Below are 17,340 nucleotides of genomic sequence, written 5' to 3'. Positions count from 1 at the left end.
GCACCAGCACCAGCACCAGCAGTTTTGCAAGCGCAGGTTGACGCGAATATCGTCTTTGATAAGTCAAAAAGCCAAGCAGTAATAGCAAGCTCTACGTTAATGACCTACGAAGCTGGAGTTGATGCAATTTTGCGGGAAGCTATAGCTGATTCTTTAATACTTGCTAAATACTACGCCGATAGTGTGCAGAATTTTGAATCATCTCCGAAAGAATGGTTTGAAGCCTATCTGCGCGTTCTGGAAGCATGCGGATGGGCAGTAAGTGGATTGCTATCTGGTGACTATAAATCGGCGGGAAAGGCAGTACAGGTGCATCAAGCAATCATTGGTTTGCTAGCAGCTGTGGCGGGAGGAGCAACCGGAGGACTGCTGCTAGCAAAGGCACTTCTTGAGTCGTTAGATAAAATGGACGAAGGCGAGTGGATTACGCTTTGGAAAAAAGAAACATTTCAGTCGAAAATTTCTCAATTCCAAGTCGGGTTTGCTAGCATGAAGGACGATTTTGTGGTTGTGAGTCTTGCTCTAATGTATCTGAGGGCTGCAAAAAATCTTCAGCAGGTTCTATTTTTTAAGTGGAATAATGCCGAGGCGGATTTGTATGGGAGATCTCAATCTGTTTTGTTAGACAAAGCGGTCGTGCTAGAAACTGCGCCGGTTGTCAGAAGTAAAGTTAGACAAATGCGCGGAAACTTTCTTAGCTCTATTATGAATTTGACGCCGAATATTTAGAAGATTTATTGATTGATTTATAAAAGCACTCGATTCGGTCAAGTGCTTTTCAATTTATAATCTGTCTGTTGGATTTCTGTCAGAATTGCATTGCGGGTGCTGATATATTTTATGAGGCGATATTTCTTGTCGCATGCATGTTGTTTATCTAAATAAATAGTGCAAATGAAATTATTTTTCATAAAATACCGTGATGCAATTATTTGGATAAGTACAGCCTGTTTCGTTTGTGCTTCATCGGCGCAAGGCTTAGATGCTCCTTCAATAAAAGAGCAAACTAAGCGCATTATTGAAGCCGTTTCTCACTATGGGACGGCCATCGGTTGCATGGACGTGGCTCCCACATCGAAAGAGATTGCCGCAATGATTCCGTATCAGTCGATGGAAAATCGACTTGATGCAAAGTTCGCCGTTATTTGGTCGGGAGACATCGGGTGTAACGGCGGCTCTGGCTCATCCGGAGCTCACATTGCGATTGTTCGTGTTGGTAGCGGAGACACCTTCTATGTCAGTGCGTCAGAGTCCGAGCCACAAATTGATTCTCCATTGCCGAGATCGGTAGAGCGGCTAGTAGGAGCTACAAAAAACTCACTGATCCTGGATACCAGAGATTATGGTGAGAAGGACGCAAACTGCTGTCCTACTGAGCGCCAGAGAATAACTATCAGGCAATCAGAAAAGGGAAGCTGGAAGAAAGTTGAGATGAAGCAACTAGCGCCTGCAAAGTACTGAGCATGTGCGTCATCGAGGATCTGAAGCAACGCCGAGGTGTAGTGATCACACTACGATGTTGCTACGGATCTTCTTAATGTTGTTGTAGTTCTTTGTTTTTAAAGGATTTTTTTGTATTGTAGATCCCATCGATCATGGGCGCCACGGACATGCGCCACATGCTGGCAGGTGCTTGATTTTCTACGTTTCTCATTGATCTGATTGGGTTTTTTGCTCTGGCGTCGTTGCCTGATTCTTCGCCATACAACCCCGTTTTCCTATTTGTTCAACTCTAAGCACTCAATCGGAATGATCACCGCACACAAGCAGGCAGGCGGCTCGCTGGCTGACACCGTACAGGTCCTGCCAATGGGAACGGTACCTTCATCCACAGCGAGAGTCCGGCCTTCATCGGACGGTCTTGGCGGACGAGTGTCTGCGTAGGCGCGTGTATGAAATTGAGCAGGAGCGTGCATCTGGCAGATGCAGCACAAGAGAGTTTCAGTGGGGGAGTCGCTGTGGGACTATGTCAGCGTAGCTGAAAACGTGACTGAGTTGGGCCGTAGCAAAAAGGCCGACATCGCACGCCTGCAGGCCTCTGGCCTGGGTGACCTCCAGGCCTCCAAGCTCACGGTCCAGTTCGGAAGGGTCAATCTCCAAAGAAAAAGCCCCTGGCGCGCACGCACCCAAGGGGCTTGAGGCGCCGCCTAGACTTGGCGCGCACCTCCTTGCTTGGTGTATCGGCTGCACGCCGCCTAACTTTTGGCCTTTTCGACCAGGAATTGCCCGCGGTTCTTGCCGTTGATCCAGTTCGGCGGCTTGTCGCGGCCGAGCCGGGGCGCACTCGTCTCTGGGGCACGGAATCTGGGCGTGGCCACGAAGCTCTTCGCCTTGGAGCCGCTGGCAGGGAACACGTTCTGCTCGGTCAACTGGCAGTCTTGAATCAGGGCGCGAACCTCTTCCACCGCACCGGCTTTTTCTGTTTCCATCATTTCCGCGATGCGTGCATCCGGCTCGGCCTTCGGCTGCAGTGGGTTCAGCGCCGCATCCATGGTCCCTGTGCACGGGGACGTGCCTTGCTGTCGCTGGCGCGGCACTGTCCATCGCCGACAAGACTGCCTTGAATCCAAGCGAGTGGCATCACTGACGCAAAAATCATCCATTGCGCGAGGCTGGTTGTGGTCGCTGCATGTAGGTGGACGAAAGGATTCGAATGAATTTGATCTTCAATTGCGTGATGCTAGTAAAGAATTACTATCTTCACCAATGCCTTTCGATGTCATATTCTTGAGACTCATCGATCGACGCATCGAATAATGCAATTGGAGGCATGCCAAATGAATGCTGAAGAGAAACAAGAATCATTTGTACAGCAATCGCGGTTGCAGGCATTGTTGATCGACCCGGAGGTGGAGGACTTTGCAGGGTTAAACCTGTTGCTTGGTCAGGCTGGATATGATCTGCGGATGGCAGCAAGCCCGCCAGAAGCATTGGCGGAGTTTTCTGGTGGACGAATTGACTTATTGATATGCAATACGCATGTACTTGACAAGGATGGCGGACAGTGGTTGGAGAGTATTGTTGGAGAGTTCCCTGACCTGTTTGTGATTTTTCTTTCGGAATACGGCAGAACTGTGATTCCGAAAGGCATTGGTCGTTTGATGGGTTTGTACCGTCACATAGTAAAACCTTGGAATAGTGAGCAATTTTTGGATGCTATTGATCAATTAAACGATCAGAAAATTACACGCCATGAAAATATTCGTCTGGAACAAAAAAATAAAGCGCTGACGAAGGAGCTGGCAGAATTAAATGCAACTGTTGAGCTTACTGCCCATGAGCATGACGACGAATTGTTAGAGGCGCATAGGAAGCTTAAAAAGAATTTCGTCGCAGCTATCCGGATGTTTTCCAATCTTCTTGAGTGGCGGGGTGGGCTGCTTGCAGGGCATTCTAGACGCGTTGCGGACCTGACCCGCCGAACCGCAAATATTATGCAGCTGAGCGAAGAAGATCAGCAGAATTCTTTTGTTGCTGCGCTCATTCATGATATTGCCCATATTACTCTTGCCGATGGGATGTTGAACAAGCCCGTCCCAAGCTTAAGTCATGAAGAGCTGGAAAAATATAGGAATCACAGCAGCTTGGGAGAACAGTTGCTTCTGCCGATAGACGATGCGCACCCGGTCGCTATTCTCGTCAGGTCCCACCATGAGCGATTCGATGGGGCAGGTTTCCCTGATGGCCTGAAAGGGAAGGATATTCCAATAGGAGCGCGGATAATAGCGGTTGCTGATTTTTACGATGACCTGATGATAGGGCATTTAAGCAGCAAGCCACTAAATTGTGCAGAGGCAAGAACCCTCATTTCGCATGGTAGAGGAACACAATTTGATCCAGAGGTTGTCGATGCTTTCTTGCAGATTTTGATACAAGCAACCCCCGTTGCCGACCCAGCCCCACTTTATGTTCCCTGTTCGGAGCTCCGGCCAGGAATGATTTTGGCTCAAGACTTCGTATCGAGGGAAGGTTTGGTATTGCTTACGGCAGGTCGAGTTTTGACGACAGACTTGATACGCAGAATGCAATTGCGTGTTGATCTTGGCCGGAAATTGCCGATTCGCGCCATGGCCTCGGCTGTTTGATGATTTTTGAGATTTTGTAATTTTTTGGTATGGATTTGATCAAGTTGTTAATGGTTTTCGCTCTCTGGTCGTCTTAAAGAACTTCAGCAGAATTTCACCGTTGGATGTAATCGCTTGTTTTTCTGATATGTCAGCTATATGCGAAGGTGGTACTTCTGTGGAATATAGCTTGCTGTTGCTTATTCTGTATAAAATTCTCTTGTCTCCGACTATGAATTCATCTCCTTCAATCAGTCCTATATACCGGCCATTTTTCGTATAGGCTTTCCACCATCCGCCTTCTATCATTTTATGCCTCGCGATACTATGGTTTATTGTTGACGCCCAACACGTCAATGCTTAGGGGTGAAATGCTAATCTGAGAGTCGTCCGATTTTGCAATCGATGCAAAATTTGACAAAGTAATTGATTTTGATAATCCATTATCAGATTATCATCGAACGAGAGTGACATTCACATATGTGGGCGGTTTGGTGGGTAACTATTGATCAAAGTATTCACAAGCCCTGCGTGCTCCGCATCGGGAGCCATTTTTTCTTCACACGCTGCATGCGTTCAAAAAAAGAGGACCCTGGTTCCCCGGGGTCAAGCCATGGCTGCTGGCGGCAGGAGTCCTGCGTGATTTACCCGCCCACGCCCTTGCCCAGCGACAGTATTTCGCTCGCATGGACGATGGCCTGGGCAATCTCCTCCACCGAGCTTCGCCGGCTCATGGCCTGGGCGCGGATCATTTCGTAGGCTTGGTCTTCGTTGATCTGGTGGGTCTGCATGAGGATGGCCTTGGCTTCGGCCACGCGGCGCTGGCCCAGCAGCTTGGCCTGGAGCTTGGCGATGCGCTGCTGCTGCTGGCGTGATTCCTTGTGGTTTCTGCGCGCCAGCACCAATGTGGACAGCAGGCCGAAGGAGCGGATGGGCGAGGGCAGGATGGCTTGCACCTGCAGCTCCAGCACGGCGGAGACGATGGTGGGGTTCTCGTAGTTGACTACGGCGATGGCGGTGGGCGGGCTCTCTCCCTCGCCTTGGGTCCAGGCGTAGTTCAACTGCAGGTGATCGGGGCGCACGGCCAGGAAGACCACGTCCGTGCCCTCGGGCAGGCTGGGCTGGGGCGGCCAGATGGCCTGGACCTGGCAGCCTATGCGCTGCAGCTGCTGGGCCAGCAGGCGGCCGTCCGCGTCGTCGGGGTGGACGACGGCAATGCGCAGCTGGCGCAGTTCCTTCAGTTGGGGCGAGGTGGCACGCAGCAGCGGTTTTCTTTCCAGCAGCGGCCGGCCTGTGGCAGCGCTGCCGGCGTCCTTGTTCGGGGCGGCATCCACGCTCAGTTCTCCAGGGCACCGAGGCTGGCGGTCCAGTCGCCCAGGGAGTGGGTGACCAGGTAGGGGTCGGGCGAGACGGCCCGGGTGGCCTGGCGCACGATGGTGAAGCCGCCCTGTGCATTGGCGCGGCCCACGCGCGGGTGCAGCCAGGTGTGGTGGTTGTCGGGATCCAGCCGGATGCGGCCCTGGGGCGCGTCGAATTCGCTGCCCAGCAGATGGGGCAGCAGCTCACCTATGCGGTCACTGCCGGCCTGGCGGAATGCGTTGGCGAACAGGTGCATCTGAAAGTAGGCGGCCTCCCAGCACAGGTTGGGCCGGCAGTCGTCGCCCAGGCGCTGGCGTAGCCGGGCCAGGCAGCGCGCATTGGCCGGTGAATCGATGGACTGGAAGTAGGGCGCGGCCGTGAAGTGGCCGGCAGCCACATCGGCGCCCATCTGGGCGATCTCGGCCTCGGAGGTGGTGAGGCTGGCAATCGGCATGGTCTGCGGGTTGAAGCCTGCATCGGCATAGGCGCGGTAGAGGCTGGCCGTGGAGTCGCCGACCACGGTGGAGAAGATGAAGTCCGGCTGCCTGGCGCGGATGTCCTGCATGATGGCCGCGTAGTCGCGCTCGGTGGCATCCAGCGGCAGGTAGTGTTCACCGAGCTTGTCACTGCCCGGGTGCTGCATGACCAGCTCGCCCATGATGCGGTTGGACTCATAGGGGTAGATGTAGTCCGAGCCGATGAGGTAGACCCGCGCGCCGAAGCTGCTGGTCATGTAGTCGGCCAGTTGCACGCTGTTCTGGTTGGGCGCGGCGCCCGTGTAGATGACATTGCCCGAGAACTCGAAGCCTTCGTAGAGCGTGGGATAGAACAGCAGCTTGTTCCATTTCTCGACGATGGGGATGACGGCCTTGCGGCTGCTGGACATGTAGCAGCCGAAGATGACGTTGATGCCGTCGCGCACGATGAGCTGCTCGGCCAGGGCCGCATAGCGGGCCGGCGTGGAGGCCGGGTCGTAGCGCACTGCGACCAGTTCACGCCCCAGCAGGCCGCCCGCCTCGTTGATTTCGTCGATGGCCAGCTGCGCGCCCTGCAGCTGGGACTGGCCGATGGTCGATGTGGTGCCGGTGGCCGAGTAAAGAATGCCGACTCTGACGGGGTCGTTCATGGGTTCCTTCTGTGCCAGGTGCTGGCGTGCGTTCTTTGCAGGCTTCAGGTTAATCGAGATTTCCGTGGCGCTTGCCGTGGTCAGCGGCCGGCTGCGAGCCTTGCGCCCATCTGGGACAGCCGCCTTGGCAGATGTCGCGCGTCGTCGGCAATGCCGTAGTTGCGCCCGCCAAAGATGTGGCGCACATAGTCGTCTGCCTGGCTGTCCACAGCCAGGCAACTGATGCGTATGCCTGCGGCGCGGGCCTGCTGCACGGCGTGGCGCGCGTCTTCGATCAGGTAGCGATCGTCATGCACGTCGATGTCGGCGGGTGCGCCGTCGGTGATCACCAGCAGATGGCGCTGGCCAGCAGGCTCGGCCGCCAGCAGGCTGCTGGCGTGGCGCAGGGCGGCGCCCAGGCGTGTGGAATGGCGGCCCTGCAGTGCCTGCAACCGGATGGCTGCTGCTGCGGCAAAGGGTTGGCCGAAGTCCAGCAGGCGCAGGTAGCGGACTTCGGCGCGCGTGTTGGACGAGAAGGCGTGGATGGCCAGGCGGTCCACGCCGGTCCTGTGGCCTGCGCGCGATTCGGCCAGCATGAGGGCCGCCTGTTTCTCCAGCTCCAGCAGGCTGGCGCCTTGGGGGCCGGGCGTGTTGACCGATTCGGAAGCGTCCATCAGCACCAGCAGGCTGGTGGGGCGCGGGCCTTTGCCGGCACGCATGAAAAGGCGGGGCTCAGGGCGCAGGCTCAGGCGGCGGTCCACCTGGACCTCGATGGCGGCATTGAAGTCAAGCTCATCGCCTTCCCACTGGCGGCGCAGGCGCTGGCGCCGGTCCAACTGGCGTGCGGGCGGCAGCGGCAGGGGCGGCAGTGTCTGTCTGCCGGCCTGGGAGCCTTTCCCGGCCAAAGCCTCGGCCTGCCATGCGGGCAAGGTGTCGATGACGGTGCACCAGTCCGTCTTCAGGCGCTCCGACCTGCGGTCCCATTCGGGATAGCTGTGGCGCGACAGTTCCAGGCCTGGGTCCAGGTCCAGCGACGGGCCTTCCTGGGCATCGGACTGCTGTCCTGCGCCGGCCGGTGGAGGCGGAGCCGCGCGCGCAGCGGACTGCTGCAGCGCGAGTGTGTCTTCCTCGTCCTGGGGCGACTCCGGATGCTGCCAGAGATAGCTGTTGTCATCACGGTAGATGCTGGGCACGGCATGGTGCTGCGGGTCCATGCGCACGCGCATCTGGCCCAGGTCGTTGGCCAGGATGGACGCAATGGCCCGGAATGCGGCGTAGTCCTCCAGGCCATGGCGCGTGGCGGTGTTCTCGAACAGGTCACGGGCCTTGTGGATCCAGTGGTTGCCGTCCATGCGCTCTGGCCACAGCAGCATGCGGTCCAGCCGGGCCATGAAGGCGGCAAAGCCCAGGTCGGATGGGTCGGGCTCGGGCGCGATGCAGGCCTCGAACCAGCGGCGCACGCCGGGGTGCTGCAGACACAGCAGCCGCTCCACGCGCGCATCTTCCAGCGCGGCCACCACGGCCTGGCCCATGGGCTTGAGGGCGCTGCTGTCCTGGCTGGCGGGCGAAAAGCGCAGATGGGCTGCGGCATGGGCCATCGTTGCTGCGTGCAGGTGTGCCTGAGTGGACAAGTTGGCGGGAATCAGCAGTCGGGCAGGCTGGCTGATCAGCACGGCGCGCGGCGGCAGGGCGTGGGCCTGGCCCGGCGCCGGGGCATTGGCCGGCGCCCTGGCCAGCGCCTGCACGGCGACAGGCTGGCGCGCCAGGCCGCTGGCCAGCAAGCTCAGCCTGTGGAGCAGGCGAGTGTCTTCGGACAGTGCAAGGGCAGGGGCTGGCATGGCGTGCTGACCTCAGACGCCGAACTCGGCTTCGACCAGCTGGCGCAGTGCGGCTGCCGTGTCGGGGTCGTCGGTCAGGGCGCTGGTGATGGTCATGTTGCAGCTGTCGTGCACCGACACGCCGTCGCGCATCAGCAGGCCTGCATAGATCAGCATGCGGGTGGATGCGCCTTCGTCCAGGCCCCGGTGGCGCAGTTCGCGCGTGCTGCGCGCCAGGCTGACCAGGCTGCGAGCGGTGGCCAGGGCAATGCCGGTCTCGTGGGCCACGATGTCCGCCTCGATCTCGGGCGCCGGGTAGTCGAAGTCCAGCGCCGCGAAGCGCTGTCGGGTCGATGGCTTCATGTCCTTGGCGCTGCTCTGGTAGCCGGGGTTGTAGGAAACCACCAGCTGGAAGTCGGGGTGCGCGTGGACCACTTCGCCCTTCTTGTCCAGCGGCAGGGTGCGGCGCGCGTCGGTCAGCGGGTGGATGACGACCGTGGTGTCCTGGCGGGCCTCCACCACTTCGTCCAGGTAGCAGATGCCGCCGTGGCGCACGGCCAGGGTCAGCGGGCCGTCGTGCCAGGCCGTGCCGTCGGCATCCAGCAGGTAGCGGCCCACCAGGTCGGAGGCCGTCATGTCCTCGTTGCAGGCCAGCGTGACCAGGGGGCGCTTGAGCGCCCAGGCCATGTACTCCACAAAGCGCGTCTTGCCGCAGCCCGTGGGGCCCTTGAGGATGAGCGGCATGCGGTGCTGGTAGGCCTGGCGGTACAGCTGCACTTCGCGGCCCGAGGGGCGGTAGAAGGGCTCTTCCTCGATGCGGTAGGCCGCCAGCGGGTCGGCGGCCTGGCTGGCAGGAGCGTGCAGCGGGCCTGTGGTTGTTGTCGTGCTCATCTTCACTCTTCACCTTTCCGTGTTCGTGGGCGGGCCTGCCCCCAGGCCTGCAGGCTCGGGGGCAGGACGCTGTCAGCGGTGCTTGGGCGCCTCGTGTGGAATGCCTTCGATGGGGCATTCGGGCGTGCCCACGGTGGTGCGTGTGAAGGACTCCACCATCTCGCGTGTGCCCTCGGGATCGTTGACCCACTGGCTGTAGAAGTTGTAGGGGCAGGCGGCCACGCCCTTGTCGCCATCGCCGGAGTTGATGGTGCCGGTGTAGCCCCGGTGCACCAGCTTGAACAGATGGTTCTGCGACTGGCCGTTCTTGCGCGCATCGCGGATCAGGTGCTTGGACAGCTCGGCGTACTGGATGCCCATTTCCTCCTCGCCGGTCTCGCCCAGGGTGCGGCCGTCGAAACCGATGATGGCCGAGTGCCCGAAGTACGAGTACACGCCATCGAAGCCCGCCGCATTGGCCACAGCCACGTAGCAGTTGTTCATGAAGGCCATGGCCTTGGAGACCATGATCTGCTGCTCCTTGGCCGGGTACATGTAGCCCTGGCACCGCACGACAAGCTCGGCGCCGCGCATGGCGCAGTCGCGCCAGATCTCGGGGTAGTTGCCGTCGTCGCAGATGATGAGGCTGATCTTCAGGCCCTTGGGGCCCTCGCTCACATAGGTGCAGTCGCCCGGGTACCAGCCCTCGATGGGCACCCAGGGCATGATCTTGCGGTACTTCTGCACGATCTCGCCCTGGTTGTTCATGAGGATCAGGGTGTTGTAGGGCGCCTTGTTGGGGTGCTCCTCATGGCGCTCGCCCGTCAGAGAGAACACGCCCCAGACATTGGCCCTGCGGCAGGCGTCGGCGAAGATTTCGGTCTCTTCGCCTGGGATGGCGCTGGCCGTGTCGTACATCTCCTTGGCGTCGTACATGATGCCGTGCGTGGAGTACTCGGGAAAGATCACCAGGTCCATGCCCGGCAGGCCGCGCTTCATGCCCACCAGCATGTCCGCGATCTTGCGGCAGTTGTCCAGCACCTCGGCCTTGGTGTGCAGGCGTGGCATCTTGTAGTTGACCACCGCCACGCCGACGCAATCGTTGCTGCTGGAAATATCTCCGTGTCTCATGCTGCTGCTCCTGAAGGGGTTGAGGGGGCGGCGTGCGGCATCGCAGCCCTTTCGATTCCCGGCCAACAAAAAAAGGCCCGAACCGCTCCGGGTCAGGGAGCGGTTCGGGCCTTGTTGCCCGACATCGGCGCTGGCAGCTTTGGCAGCGGATGTCGTCTTGTCGGTAATGCGGGAATGAATCGGGGCGATGCCTTATCGCCGTGCATGCATTGTTGCCATGCACCCGCTCCGCGCATATACGTCATATGCCGGTTGTGGGGGGCGCGATGCCGTGGTATTTCCCGCGCGCGCTCTGCGCCCTGGTCCCTCAGAAGGATCCGAACATGGTGCCGAGCGTGATCACCAGCACCAGGGCCAGCAGGGGCGCGCCAATGGTCATGATGGCGATGTTGCCGTACGACTGGCGGTGCGTGAGGCCGCAGATGGACAGCAGCGTGATGATGGCGCCGCTGTGCGGCAGGGTGTCGAAGCAGCCGGCCGCCATCACGGCCACGCGGTGCAGCAGCTCGGGGCTGATGCCCAGTTGCGCGGCCATGGCCAGATAGTCCTTGCCCAGCGTGGACAGCGCAATCGACAGGCCGCCGGACGACGACCCCGTGATGCCCGCCAGCACGTTCATGGCCACGGCCTCGGAGATCAGCGGGTTGTGAGGCGCCACATTGAGCACGGCCTCGCGGATGATGGCAAAGCCCGCCAGCCCCGCGATGACCGCGCCGTAGCCCACTTCCGAGGCCGTGTTGAAGATGGGCAGCATGGAGCCCAGCACGCCCTTGTTCACCGACTCCTTGAGATTGCGCCAGCGGCCCAGGCCCAGCAGCACCAGTGCGGCGCAGGCCACGGCCAGGGCCATGATCAGCGCCCACAGGCCCGTCTGCTTGGCCGGGTCCACGGCAGGAAAGCGTTCCTTCAGAAAGCCGAAATCCATCTGCGGGAACACGCCGTAGGTGAGCAGCGCATTGACCGCGATCACCAGTACCAGCGGCAGCAGGGCCAGCAGCAGCGGCAGGTCCCGGCGGCTGTGCAGGGCGGGATCGCTTTCTTCATGCAGCCCCTGCTCGACGGCATCGTCATGGTCGCCGTAGCCTTCGCCGGCCACGCGCGCCTTGGCCGCGCGCGACTGCAGCCACCACAGGCCCAGGGCCAGCATGGTCATGCCGCCGATGATGCCCAGGCCCGGCGCCGCGAACACATTGGTGCCGTAGTAGGGAATGGGAATGGCGTTCTGGATGGACGGCGTGCCCGGCAGCGCCGTCATGGTGAAGGTGAACGAGCCCAGCGCGATGGTGGGCGGTATCAGCCGTTTGGGCACATGGGCCGCGCGGAAGAGCGACTTGGCAATCGGATAGATGGCAAAGGCCACCACGAACAGCGACACGCCGCCATAGGTGAGCACGGCGCAGGCCAGAACCACCGTGAGGATGGCGTGCTTCTCGCCCAGCACGCGCATGATCCAGTGCGATATCGCGGTGGCCGCGCCCGAGTCCGCCATCAACTGGCCGAACAGCGCGCCCAGCAGGAACACGGGGAAGAACTGCAGCATGTAGTTGCCCAGGGCGCCCATGAAGGTGCTGGTGTACAGCGGCAGCATGTGGCCCAGGTCGCCGGACAGCAGCACGGCCACGGCGGCCATCAGGGGGGCCAGCAGCAGCACGGAGATGCCTCGGTAGGCCAGGAACATCAGTCCCGCCAGTGAAATCACGATTGCCAGGGTACTCAAATCGTCTCCAGTCCAGTGGTTCTAGTCAAAAAGACAGAATAAATGCGGATGGGTGACAATTTGGCGTAATTGGCGTGCTTTGTAGATGATTTGGCGCAATATATCGCCACGTTTACCCGGCCTGTGCGCCGCTGCGCGACTGCAGCCGCAGTCTCAAGGGCGTGGATGGCCGCAGCGTGACCTGCAGCACAGGGCGGGGCGCGCCGGCACCTTCGGGCACGCTCAGCCGCAGACGCTGCAGCACCATGGCCGCCACCACCGTCATCTCCGTGCTGGCCAGGTGCTGGCCCAGGCATACGCGCGGGCCGGTGCCAAAGGGCATCCAGCTGCCGCGCGGCGCGGCAGGGGCTCCGTCCTTTTCGGCATCGGCGAAACGCTGCGGCTGAAAGGCATCGGGTTGAGGGAACCAGCGCGCATCGCGTTGCATGAGGCCGGGCGCAATCATGAACAGGGTTCGCGCGGGCAGGCGCCACGGACCCAACTGCACAGGCCGTGTGCAACGCCGGCTGATGAGCACGGGCGCGGCCGGGTACAGGCGCATGGCTTCCTGAAGGCTCCAGCCCAACTGGCGCAGCGCGGGCAGGTCCTGCGCCGTGGGCGTGCGGCCCTGCAGCTGTTCCTGGATCTCGTCAGCCACCTGCTGCTGCGCCTCGGGATGGGTGGCCATGCACCAGGACCACCAGGTCAGGCTGCTGGCCACGGTTTCGTGACCTGCCAGAAAGGCCGTCATGCACTCATCGCGCACGGCCTGCAGTGTCCAGGCCTGGGCGTCGCCCCGGTGCAGGCGCAGCAGGCGGCTGAGCAGATCCTCGGGCCAGTCTGCGTCGGCCTGCGCCAGCCGGAGCCGGACCTGCCGGTCGATGAAGCCGCGCAGCCAGGCAAGCGCCCGGCGCTTGCGGCGCTTCCAGGGCATGGCATCGGGCCAGCGCAGGGGCCAGTAGAACTCGCTGTTGGCGGCATGGCTGACTTCGCGGATGGCCTGCTCCGCGGAGCGCGCATCCTCGCCGATGGCGCCGGAGAACATCAGCCGCATGATCACATCCATGGCCAGGGCGGTCAGCGCCTGTTCCATGGGAAAGTCCTCGGACTGCTGCGGCCAGGCCTGGAGCGCGGCCTGCGCGGCTGCGGCCAGGGCCGGTATCTGGGCCTGCACGGCCTTGGGGGAGAAGGCCGGCAACAGGGCCTGCCGCTTGCTGCGCCAGGGCTGGCCTTCGCTGACCAGCACGCTGTGGCCGTGCAGCTGGGCAAAGACCGAGATGCCGTGCTCCCAGCGCACCAGCGCATCGTGCTGGCCCACCAGCAGCTCGCGCACCAGTTCAGGATCCGTGACGACGACCTGGTGCTCTGGCCAGATGCGCAGATGGATGGCATCGCCGTGCTCGCTACGCCATTGCGCCAGCGTACCCAGCAGGTCGCGCGACATGCGGCGCAGCAGGCCCCAGCCCATGAGCCCCGGGGCCGGGCCGGGTGGCCAGGCCGTGGAGGCCGTCTGCTCGGAGTGCTCGGTTTGCGCCGGTTGCGCGGGTTGCGTGGCGAAGGGGCAGGAGGCCGCATTCGACGGCGCCGGTGTGCAGGTATCTTGCGTGGAATTCGGGCGGTTCATGTTCCCATGCTCGCTGGTCAAGCCGCCCGTGGTCTTGAACGAAAGCGTCACGGGATCGGCGGGCGGCAAGGCCTACACTGCGCCTCCATGGATGCCGTCGTGATGCCCGAAGCCGCAATCGAAGCCTGTACGTCCAGTGCCTTTGCTGCCTGTCCGCCCCTGCATGCCAGGGCCGCGCGCTGGGCAGGCCAGGGGCGGCAGCCGCACTCCATGCTGTATCCCGCGCCGGCAGGGCTGCATGGTGCGGTGGTGGCCGTCGTCTGCCGCGATACGCGGGGCGTGGTCCTGGACGATGCGCAGCGGCTGTCGCATTTTCCCGCCACCCCCATGGTCTGCCTGTCCTGGTACCAGGACATGGCCGCAGGCCTGGTGGGCGTGCACGGCTGCGAGCCCTTTGAGGCATCCGTCATGCTCTCGGGCAGCCAGACCGCGCCGACGGCCAGCTGGGCCAGCGGACCGGGCCGTGGCGGCATGGTCTGCCTGCACCTGGATGCCGCGCTGCAGCTGTTCGGCCCCGGCGTGCTGCAGGCGCAGGATGGCTTTGTCGCGGCATCCGGGGTGCTGGGGCCGTCCTGGTCCGCGCTGTGCCAGGCCCTGCTGCATGCGCAGGACGATGCCGGCACCCTGGAGGCGTTGCAGCGCCACCTGGCGCCGCGCTGGCGCGAGGTCCGGGGGAGCGCCCTGCAGGTGCTGCCCTCATTGCGCGAGCATGGGCGCCACTGGGTGGCCTGGCTGGGGATGCAGGCGCTGCAATGGCAAAGAACGCTGGGCGCGCGCCAGGTGGAGCGGCGCATCAAGCAGTTCAGCGGCCGCTCCCTGCGGCAGTGGCAGGGCATGGTGCGCACGGAAAGCCTGTTCCATGCGGCGCGGCGCCACCATGAACAGGGACAGGCGCTGGACTGGGCCGCGCTGGCGCTGGACGAGGGCTTCTCCGACCAGGCCCATATGTGCCGCGCCGTGCGCCAGATCACGGGGTTTTCGCCGGGGGAGTTTGCGCGGCGCTTCGAGCACGATGAATCGTTCTGGATGTATCGGCTCTGGGTTTGACCCGGGGGTCTGCTCCGCTTGCGTGTCCGTCACGCTACAGCATTTTTTGCATGGTAGAAAACGCGGGGGCTGCAAGCCGTTTCCCTGTGAAAACAGGTCCCGAATGCCGCTGTAAAACCCTAAGTCTTCTACAAGACTTAAAAAATATGGCGGGTTCCGCTTAGAATTTTGTATTGTGGGATCGCATTGCAGAAAACGCCGGGGCAGCATGCTGGCGCGACGGGGCATTGCGTGACGGTCCTACTGCCTCAGGCTGCACCGGCCCCGTTTCCCCTAGCGGATGCCCGGTTCGACGGCCTGCGGCGCGACCCCTACCTTTTCACTACCTGAGACAAGAGATGAGCACGCAGCAACCCACCATCATCTACACCCTGACCGATGAGGCTCCGCGCCTTGCCACCAGTGCCTTCCTGCCTGTGGTGCGCGCCTTTGCCGCACCCGTCGGCGTGAATGTCGAGACCGCCGACATCTCCGTGGCCCACCGCATCCTGGGTGAGTTCTCCGAATTCCTGGCCGAAGACCAGCGCGTGGCCCACACCTTGTCCGAGCTCGGCAAGAAGACGCTGGAGCCCGATGTCAACATCATCAAGCTGCCCAACATCAGCGCCTCGGTGGCCCAGCTGACGGCTGCCATCAAGGAGCTGCAGGGCAAGGGCTACGCACTGCCCGACTATCCCGAGAATCCGACCAACGACCAGGAAAAGGACATCAAGGCACGCTACGGCAAGTGCCTGGGCTCGGCCGTGAACCCCGTGCTGCGCGAGGGCAACTCCGACCGCCGCGCTCCTGCCGCCGTCAAGAACTACGCCAAGAAGCACCCCCACTCCATGGGCGAGTGGAAGCAGTGGTCGCAAACCCATGTCTCGCACATGGAGCACGGCGACTTCTACCACGGCGAAAAGTCGATCACGCTGGACGCCGCACGCGACGTCAAGATGGAGCTGACCACCAAGAGCGGCAAGACCGTGGTGCTCAAGTCCAAGGTGGCCCTGAAGGCTGGCGAGATCATCGACTCCATGTTCATGAGCAAGAAGGCGCTGTGCGACTTCTATGAAAAAGAACTGGACGACTGCCGCGACGCCGGCATCCTGTTCTCGCTGCACGTCAAGGCCACGATGATGAAGGTCTCGCACCCCATCGTGTTCGGCCACTGCGTGAAGATCTACTACAAGGAAGCCTTCGAGAAGCACGGCAAGCTGTTCGACGAGCTGGGCGTGAACGTCAACAACGGCATGTCCACGCTGTACGAGAAGATCGAGACGCTGCCCGCCTCGCTGCGCGAAGAGATCATCCGTGACCTGCACGCCTGCCAGGAACACCGTCCCGCGCTGGCCATGGTGGACTCGGCCAAGGGCATCACCAACTTCCACTCGCCCAACGACGTGATCGTTGACGCGTCCATGCCCGCCATGATCCGCCAGGGCGGCAAGATGTGGGGCGCCGACGGCAAGCCCTACGACTGCAAGGCCGTGATGCCTGAGTCCACCTTTGCCCGCATCTACCAGGAGATGATCAACTTCTGCAAGTGGCACGGCAACTTCGACCCCAAGACCATGGGCACCGTGCCCAACGTGGGCCTGATGGCGCAAAAGGCCGAAGAGTACGGCTCGCACGACAAGACCTTCGAGATCGAGGAAGACGGCGTTGCCAACATCGTCGATCTGGCCACCGGCGAAGTGCTGATGAGCCAGAACGTGGAGCAGGGCGACATCTGGCGCATGTGCCAGGTCAAGGACGCTCCCATCCGCGACTGGGTCAAGCTGGCCGTCACGCGTGCCCGCAACTCCGGCATGCCTGCCGTGTTCTGGCTGGACCCCTATCGTCCGCACGAGGCCGAGCTGATCAAGAAGGTCAACACCTACCTGAAGGACTACGACACCACGGGCCTGGAAATCCACATCCTGTCTCAGGTCCGCGCCATGCGCTACACGCTGGAGCGCGTGGCCCGCGGGCTGGACACCATCTCGGTGACGGGCAACATCCTGCGCGACTACCTGACCGACCTGTTCCCCATCATGGAACTGGGCACCTCGGCCAAGATGCTGTCCATCGTGCCCCTGATGGCCGGCGGCGGCATGTACGAAACGGGTGCTGGCGGCTCGGCTCCCAAGCACGTGCAGCAGCTGGTGGAAGAAAACCACCTGCGCTGGGATTCGCTGGGCGAGTTCCTGGCACTGGCCGTGTCGCTGGAAGACCTGGGCATCAAGAACGACAACGCCCGCGCCAAGCTGCTGGCCAAGACCCTGGATGAAGCCACGGGCAAGCTGCTGGACGAAGACAAGTCGCCTTCGCGCCGCACCGGCGAGCTGGACAACCGTGGCAGCCAGTTCTACATCGCCCTGTACTGGGCACAGGCCCTGGCGGCGCAGACGGAAGATGCCGAACTGGCCTCCAAGTTCGCTTCGCTGGCCAAGCAACTGGCCGACAACGAGTCCAAGATCATCGAAGAGCTGCGCGCCGTGCAGGGCAAGGCCGTGGACATCGGCGGCTACTACATGCCCGACGTGGCCAAGATGGATGCCGTGATGCGCCCCAGCGCCACGTTCAACGCAGCCATCGACGCGCTGCTGTAAGCCACTGTGCCGGGGCCTGGCCCCGGCAGGCTTCAGCCATGACCGGCCGACCCG

General features: G+C 61.6%; 13 protein-coding genes. 5 read left to right on the top strand and 8 right to left on the bottom strand.

Features of this window, described 5'->3' with window-relative positions; translation table 11 throughout:
- Together KDK82_RS31990 and KDK82_RS31985 are read left to right on the top strand one after the other, a co-directional pair.
- On the top strand, nucleotides 1-729 hold a 729-nt coding region (locus KDK82_RS31990), incomplete at its 5' end, for a hypothetical protein (RefSeq protein WP_179217884.1).
- A 165-nt stretch (nucleotides 730-894) separates the two neighbouring features.
- Nucleotides 895-1,461: a hypothetical protein gene (locus KDK82_RS31985; RefSeq protein ID WP_143343450.1), complete on the top strand. Its 567-nt coding sequence runs from the start codon at nucleotides 895-897 to the stop codon at nucleotides 1,459-1,461.
- Nucleotides 1,462-2,195: 734 nt separating this feature from the next.
- Here KDK82_RS31985 and KDK82_RS10685 read toward each other — a convergent pair.
- The gene (locus KDK82_RS10685; protein WP_088164842.1) at nucleotides 2,196-2,492 is read right to left on the bottom strand and encodes an H-NS family nucleoid-associated regulatory protein; all 297 of its coding nucleotides are present in this window, start codon (nucleotides 2,490-2,492) and stop codon (nucleotides 2,196-2,198) included.
- 285 nt (nucleotides 2,493-2,777) lie between these two features.
- Here KDK82_RS10685 and KDK82_RS10680 point away from each other — a divergent pair, with 285 nt between their 5' ends.
- On the top strand, nucleotides 2,778-4,085 hold the full coding sequence (locus KDK82_RS10680) for an HD domain-containing phosphohydrolase (protein ID WP_088165490.1): 1,308 nt from the start codon (nucleotides 2,778-2,780) through the stop codon (nucleotides 4,083-4,085).
- A gap of 623 nt (nucleotides 4,086-4,708) precedes the next feature.
- Here KDK82_RS10680 and KDK82_RS10675 read toward each other — a convergent pair.
- From KDK82_RS10675 to KDK82_RS10645, 7 genes are all read right to left on the bottom strand, one after another.
- A complete protein-coding gene (locus KDK82_RS10675) occupies nucleotides 4,709-5,398 on the bottom strand; it encodes an ANTAR domain-containing response regulator (protein ID WP_088164841.1) in 690 nt (229 codons plus the stop codon).
- Nucleotides 5,399-5,400: 2 nt separating this feature from the next.
- Entirely contained in the window at nucleotides 5,401-6,549 is a 1,149-nt protein-coding gene (locus KDK82_RS10670) for a transporter substrate-binding domain-containing protein (protein ID WP_013802527.1), read from the bottom strand.
- 80 nt (nucleotides 6,550-6,629) lie between these two features.
- Nucleotides 6,630-8,366 carry a nitric oxide reductase activation protein NorD gene (locus KDK82_RS10665; RefSeq protein ID WP_088164840.1) on the bottom strand — a complete coding sequence of 579 codons (1,737 nt, stop codon included), beginning with the start codon at nucleotides 8,364-8,366 and terminating at the stop codon, nucleotides 6,630-6,632.
- Nucleotides 8,367-8,378: 12 nt separating this feature from the next.
- Entirely contained in the window at nucleotides 8,379-9,236 is an 858-nt protein-coding gene (locus KDK82_RS10660; protein WP_088164839.1) for a CbbQ/NirQ/NorQ/GpvN family protein, read from the bottom strand.
- Between the two features lie 72 nt (nucleotides 9,237-9,308).
- Nucleotides 9,309-10,346: an aliphatic amidase gene (locus KDK82_RS10655; protein WP_012205469.1), complete on the bottom strand. Its 1,038-nt coding sequence runs from the start codon at nucleotides 10,344-10,346 to the stop codon at nucleotides 9,309-9,311.
- Between the two features lie 307 nt (nucleotides 10,347-10,653).
- Entirely contained in the window at nucleotides 10,654-12,063 is a 1,410-nt protein-coding gene (locus tag KDK82_RS10650) for a GntP family permease (protein ID WP_034393326.1), read from the bottom strand.
- Nucleotides 12,064-12,175: 112 nt separating this feature from the next.
- A complete protein-coding gene (locus KDK82_RS10645) occupies nucleotides 12,176-13,666 on the bottom strand; it encodes a cytochrome P450 (RefSeq protein ID WP_088165488.1) in 1,491 nt (496 codons plus the stop codon).
- 102 nt (nucleotides 13,667-13,768) lie between these two features.
- Between KDK82_RS10645 and KDK82_RS10640 the strand changes: the two genes are divergently transcribed.
- Both KDK82_RS10640 and KDK82_RS10635 read left to right on the top strand, forming a co-directional pair.
- Nucleotides 13,769-14,713, top strand: coding sequence for a helix-turn-helix domain-containing protein (locus KDK82_RS10640; protein WP_088165489.1), 945 nt, complete (start codon nucleotides 13,769-13,771; stop codon nucleotides 14,711-14,713).
- A 338-nt stretch (nucleotides 14,714-15,051) separates the two neighbouring features.
- Nucleotides 15,052-17,286, top strand: a complete 2,235-nt coding sequence (locus KDK82_RS10635; RefSeq protein WP_088164838.1) for an NADP-dependent isocitrate dehydrogenase — start codon at nucleotides 15,052-15,054, stop codon at nucleotides 17,284-17,286.
- The last annotated feature ends 54 nt before the right edge of the window (nucleotides 17,287-17,340 follow it).

This window comes from Delftia sp. K82, assembly GCF_002193035.1.
In the GTDB taxonomy this organism is placed as follows: Bacteria; Pseudomonadota; Gammaproteobacteria; order Burkholderiales; family Burkholderiaceae_C; genus Comamonas; species Comamonas acidovorans.
Note: the sequence above shows the minus strand (reverse complement) of the source record. Positions and strands in the feature narration are given on the sequence as shown.